General features: G+C 53.4%; 4 protein-coding genes. All 4 read right to left on the minus strand.

What is annotated here, in order from left to right; all coding sequences use genetic code 11:
- Positions 1-833: BglG family transcription antiterminator (locus tag Q7P68_RS13875; RefSeq protein WP_304226668.1), on the minus strand; the 833-nt coding region annotated here is incomplete at its 3' end.
- Positions 834-874: 41 nt separating this feature from the next.
- The gene (locus Q7P68_RS13880) at positions 875-2,284 is read right to left on the minus strand and encodes a PTS mannitol transporter subunit IIBC (protein ID WP_304226670.1); all 1,410 of its coding nucleotides are present in this window, start codon (positions 2,282-2,284) and stop codon (positions 875-877) included.
- Positions 2,285-2,381: 97 nt separating this feature from the next.
- On the minus strand, positions 2,382-3,797 hold the full coding sequence (locus Q7P68_RS13885; RefSeq protein WP_304226672.1) for a class I SAM-dependent methyltransferase: 1,416 nt from the start codon (positions 3,795-3,797) through the stop codon (positions 2,382-2,384).
- A 13-nt stretch (positions 3,798-3,810) separates the two neighbouring features.
- Positions 3,811-4,560, minus strand: coding sequence for a phosphatase (locus tag Q7P68_RS13890; RefSeq protein ID WP_304226673.1), 750 nt, complete (start codon positions 4,558-4,560; stop codon positions 3,811-3,813).
- Between the last annotated feature and the right edge of the window lie 178 nt (positions 4,561-4,738).

Genomic DNA, 4,738 nt, shown 5'->3' on the forward strand with positions numbered 1-4,738 from the left:
CCGCTTACGGCAGCCAGGGCTATCCGCCGTACTTCCGGATCAACGGCAAGGTTCTGATCTGCGGCTGCTTGAGAAGCCTGAGGAAGTGAAAAGCCGGACCGTTTCCTCACGGCCGCTACTGCGAGCACCAGCACAAGCTGCAAATAATCCTGGGGAGCCATGTCCGGCAAAAGATCCCGGGAAAGCCCTGCCAGAATATGTTCAGCGTAGCGGATATACGGGAGCGGCACAATCCGGAGGGCCAGCAGCTCCGCTTCCTCCATACACAGGGAAGAAGCGGCAGCCTCGGACCGTAACATCGAGAGGAGGCCCCCTTCGCCAAACTGTTCCCACAAGAGGAGGACCAGGGCTTCCCGCTTCTGCGCTTCGCTACCTTCCAGCTTAAGCCCCATTCCTTTGCGGAGGGTGAGCTGCAAACCCTGCAATGCGAACCAGGACTGGAGTACATCCAGGTCATGGCGCACCACCGGCACAGAGCTGTAAAGCTCTTCCGCCAGGGCAGAAAGCTTCATCGCTTCGTCTGTTTCAAGGAGTAAAAAGCACAGCATCCGCTGCCGTTCCTCAGGGGAGGTATCGCTCGGTACGGTTGCAAGCAGATCCTGCCGGCACCGGACAAGTTTTTCAGTATCCCCCGTAAGCTTTAGGCCGAGTCCCGGCCTCGCATTGAGCATGAGACCATAATCCCGTTCAAGGTTTCGGGCAAGGTGCACCAGTTCCCGGTGCACCGTTTTAATGCTCACCTGTACTGCATCGGCAATATGGGCAAGGGTAACCTCCCGCTGTTCATCAACAAGAATCTGAAGAATCTTTCTTTGCCGTGTTGTAAGATTCATCGCAGCAACCTACCCTTCGCCCATCAACATCTATAGATTTATTAAGCCTTTAGTTTTTCCACGAGTACATCGTATTCAGGACTCTTTAAAAAGTCATCGATTGAAATATGCGTTGCATTCGGCAGGGTCGCCCGGGCCCGCTCGGTCAGAGACTCGTGGGTAATGACGATGTCCGCATCCTTCGGAAGGTCATTAATCGCGCAATTGGTTACAGAAATCTGCAGTCCTGCCTTTTGGATTTTTGTTCTGAGAATGCTTGCACCCATGGCGCTGGATCCCATACCGGCATCGCAGGCAAAGACGATTTTCTTTACACCCTTTTTAGGGGCAACCACATCGACCTTAAGTTTGGACCCTTTAAGAGCCGCAGTCTGGGCAGCAGCCTGTTCAAGACCATTTTCAGCTTCGTTCTGCTTGGTAAACTTAAGGAGCAGATAGGCCACCACAAATGAAGCGACAGAAGAGAGCAGCACCCCGGTCAGCATGGGAAACAGGCCGCCCTTGGGGGTCATGGCCAGGTAGGCGAAAATAGAACCCGGAGAGGGGGTTGCAACAAGGCCCGCGCCGAGGACGGAGAAGGTAAAGGTACCGGTCATGCCGCCGGCGATTGCCGCGAGGATCAGCTTTGGATTCATCAGGATATAGGGGAAATAAATCTCGTGGATACCGCCCAAGAAATGGATGATAATAGCACCGGGAGCGGATTCTTTTGCCATCCCTTTGCCTACAAGCCAGTAAGCAACCAAAATTCCAAGGCCCGGACCGGGATTGGATTCCAGCATAAAGATGATAGATTTTCCTGCTTCGGTAGCCTGCTGCACACCAATCGGTGCGAGGACCCCATGGTTAATCGCATTGTTCAGAAAGAGAACCTTTCCGGGCTCAATAAAGATATTTGCCAGGGGGAGCAGATCCAAGGATACGATGGACCGGACGCCGGCAGCCAGCGCATTCGAAATAAACATGACCGCGGGGGCAATGACCAGATATGCCAGCAGGGCTAAAATGGTGCCTAAAATACCCATGGAGAAGTTGTTCACCAGCATCTCAAAGCCCACAGGGATTTTGCTTTCAAAGAGGGCATCCACTTTTTTCATGCACCAGGCCGCGATAGGACCGACAATCATGGCGCCGAGGAACATGGGAATGCTGGAACCGACAATAATACCCATGACTGCCGCAGCGCCGATAACACCACCCCGGACATCATAGACCATTTTTCCGCCCGTATACCCAATGAGCAGAGGCAAAAGGTAGGTAATCATGGGACCGACCAATTTGGCAAAAGACTCGTTGGGGAGCCAGCCCGTCGGAATAAAGAGCGCAGTAATAAGACCCCAGGTGATAAAGGCCCCAATGTTGGGCATTACCATTCCGCTTAAGAAACGGCCGGTCCGCTGGATATGCATGCGGGCGCCGGTCTGAGTAGCACCTTGTACAGAATCACTCATGTTCTGAACCTCCATTGGGGCCAGTATATCCACCTTCTGTCATAAGGAGGCTGCAAGTTAATGAGTAGAAGACAAGAACATTATGGACAAATCTTTATTAGGCCTGTTCGCTCGCGCCTTTTCCTGTTTTCCAGCTCAGCCCTATTAAAAGTCCCAGACGCGACAGTTCTAGTTCTAAGAAGGTACGGCCCACCCCCCATAGATCCAGAAAATCCCGATAGGCTCGGTATCCAGAATCGTTTATATTGATGGACATCCGCCGCTCTGTTCGCTGCTCCCGGTTTGCCCGAATCAGCACATTTTTAGGGGTATGTTCCATAGCAATAAACTCCACCATTTCAGCCGAATAGCCAAAGGCTTTGAGTATGAGGAGCCGCGAAGCATCGGTAACCAGCGTGGCTTGTTTGTCCCTGGTAATACCGAAGCGGATAATTGGATTCATCACCGGATTGTTTAGTTGATGAAAGAATTCGTGCTGGCAGCAGGGAACAGCAAGAATAGCTGGGCTGCCCCAAAGGAGCGCTTTAGCCAGAGCCGCATCGGTGGCAATATCGCAGGCATGAAGGCTAATCACCATGTCAGGAAGACGGCGCGGTTCATGAGGTGCTGCATCGAGATGAAAGTTGGCAATATCTCCCACTTCAAAACGGAGTTTGGTACAGCCGAGCCGGGTAGCTATCCCGTTGCAGAGCTCTACCACGTCGGATTTAAGATCCAGCCCGGTGACCCTAAAATCTGTATAACCCCGGTCCATGAGGAAATGATAAAGCGCAAAAGTCAGATAGGCCTTGCCACTTCCGAAATCTACAATATATAAGGGCTTCTCCCGGGGAAAGGGCTGGAGGGCAGTCTCTACAAACTCCAGGTATTTGTAGATCTGACGGAACTTATCGTATTTTTTAGGGTACACCCGGCCGCTTGTATCCATGACACCCAGTTCTACAAGGAAGGGTACCGGCTGCCCCTCCTGCAGAAAATGGCTCTTCCTGCGGTTATGAGAAAGAGACTCCCGATTTTTAGTAGGCGGCTTTTCTGACAGGCGGCACTGGCCGGATGGCAACCAGTAGAATTGATAGTCAGCACGGCTTGTAAAAATGGTGCCCTCGGAAAACGCACAGAGCGCTGCGGTAAGAACTGTGGCACCGGCGGCGGGCGCGGCAGATGTACCAGGGTCATGAGGCGCGGGGTGGTCAAACTCGGCGGCGAGCGGGTAGTGTTTATGAAAAGTCTTCGGGCCTCTCTGCAGCTCAGCCTGGAGCTGCAAGACACCCTTGATTTCCACGGGCCGCAGTTTGAGCTTATCACAATGGGTAAATTCAGAGAGGCTGCCGCGCCCAGCATCTCCGGCGTCACCGCCATGGGCCTCGCCGCCGCGCCCGCCGCCGCCATCCCCTAGGGCTGCGGGTCCAGGGCGGGGCCGGGAAAAGACCGCGTACACCAGCGTATCCGCAATATCTAGGGAGGCAATAAAATCCTTTAATTGGTCCGCCCCGAGCGACTTTGCAGTACCCATAAAGGCTCCAGTCTTAGGACCTGAGCGGCAAAGCGGCATAGGCTGCCTGACGGGCAGCCTTGCGTTTTTCCACATAGGCTTGGAACCGCTCCAGACTACTGTTAAGCACGAGCTCCTCCGGAGCCTTTACGGCGTCCAGCAGGGCCTTTACTTCATCGAAACGACCCACATCTTCCCAATAGTGGGCATCGCTGCCGCATACCATAGAGCAGGACATAGCCACGCAAAGACGGGCGATTTCAAGACAGTTCTGGTGGCTCCCTTTTCGTATTCGGAAAGAGCTGTCATTTATTTCCAGGGCCTTGCCGTTTTCTTTAGCAGCCGCCACTACCCGTTCCAAATCTATCGGAAAGGCGGGATTTCCTGGATGAGAAATGGCATCCACCCAGGGGCCCCGGAGGGCCGCCACGAGGGCCTCCGTGTTTTCCTCCCGGCCATGATCTTCGAAACATATTTCGTGAAAACCAGCCATGACAAAGTCGAGCCGGGCAAGGATATAGGGTTCCAGGTCTATGTCTCCCGCGGGGTTCATGACATTCGCCTCTATGCCGCCGAAAAAGCGCACCCCCATGATAGAAGGGGGTAAAACCCGCAGGTTACCAAAATGGTAGGGATGGGTGGTGCCAGGCATACCGGGGCCGTGGTCAGTCAGTACAAAGGCCTCAAGCCCCCGGTCTCGAGCCCCCCGGGCAAGATCATCTACCGTAGAAAAAGCGTGGCCCGACGCCACCGAATGGGTATGGGAATCAACAAGAATATTCATACCGATTATATAGCACGGAATAAGGTACAGAATAAATAGATCTGGCCATACCAATCAGCTCAGCCGGGCATTGGGAAGCTCTACAAAAAAGACCGTTTTCCCGGGAACACTAGAAAAACCAATAAGGCCCCCGTGGCTTTCGACTATCTTTTTAGATATATCCAGCCCAAGTCCAATA

Origin of the sequence: Gracilinema caldarium (assembly GCF_029265695.1) — a bacterium.
GTDB lineage: Bacteria > Spirochaetota > Spirochaetia > Treponematales > Breznakiellaceae > Gracilinema > Gracilinema caldarium_A.

Bases quoted from the DNA above. Each gene is read 5' to 3' on its own strand.
- Q7P68_RS13880 (WP_304226670.1), bottom strand. From the start codon at position 2,284: ATGAGTGATTCTGTACAAGGTGCTACTCAGACCGGCGCCCGCATGCAT.
- Q7P68_RS13885 (WP_304226672.1), bottom strand. From the start codon at position 3,797: ATGGGTACTGCAAAGTCGCTCGGGGCGGACCAATTAAAGGATTTTATT.
- Q7P68_RS13890 (WP_304226673.1), bottom strand. From the start codon at position 4,560: ATGAATATTCTTGTTGATTCCCATACCCATTCGGTGGCGTCGGGCCAC.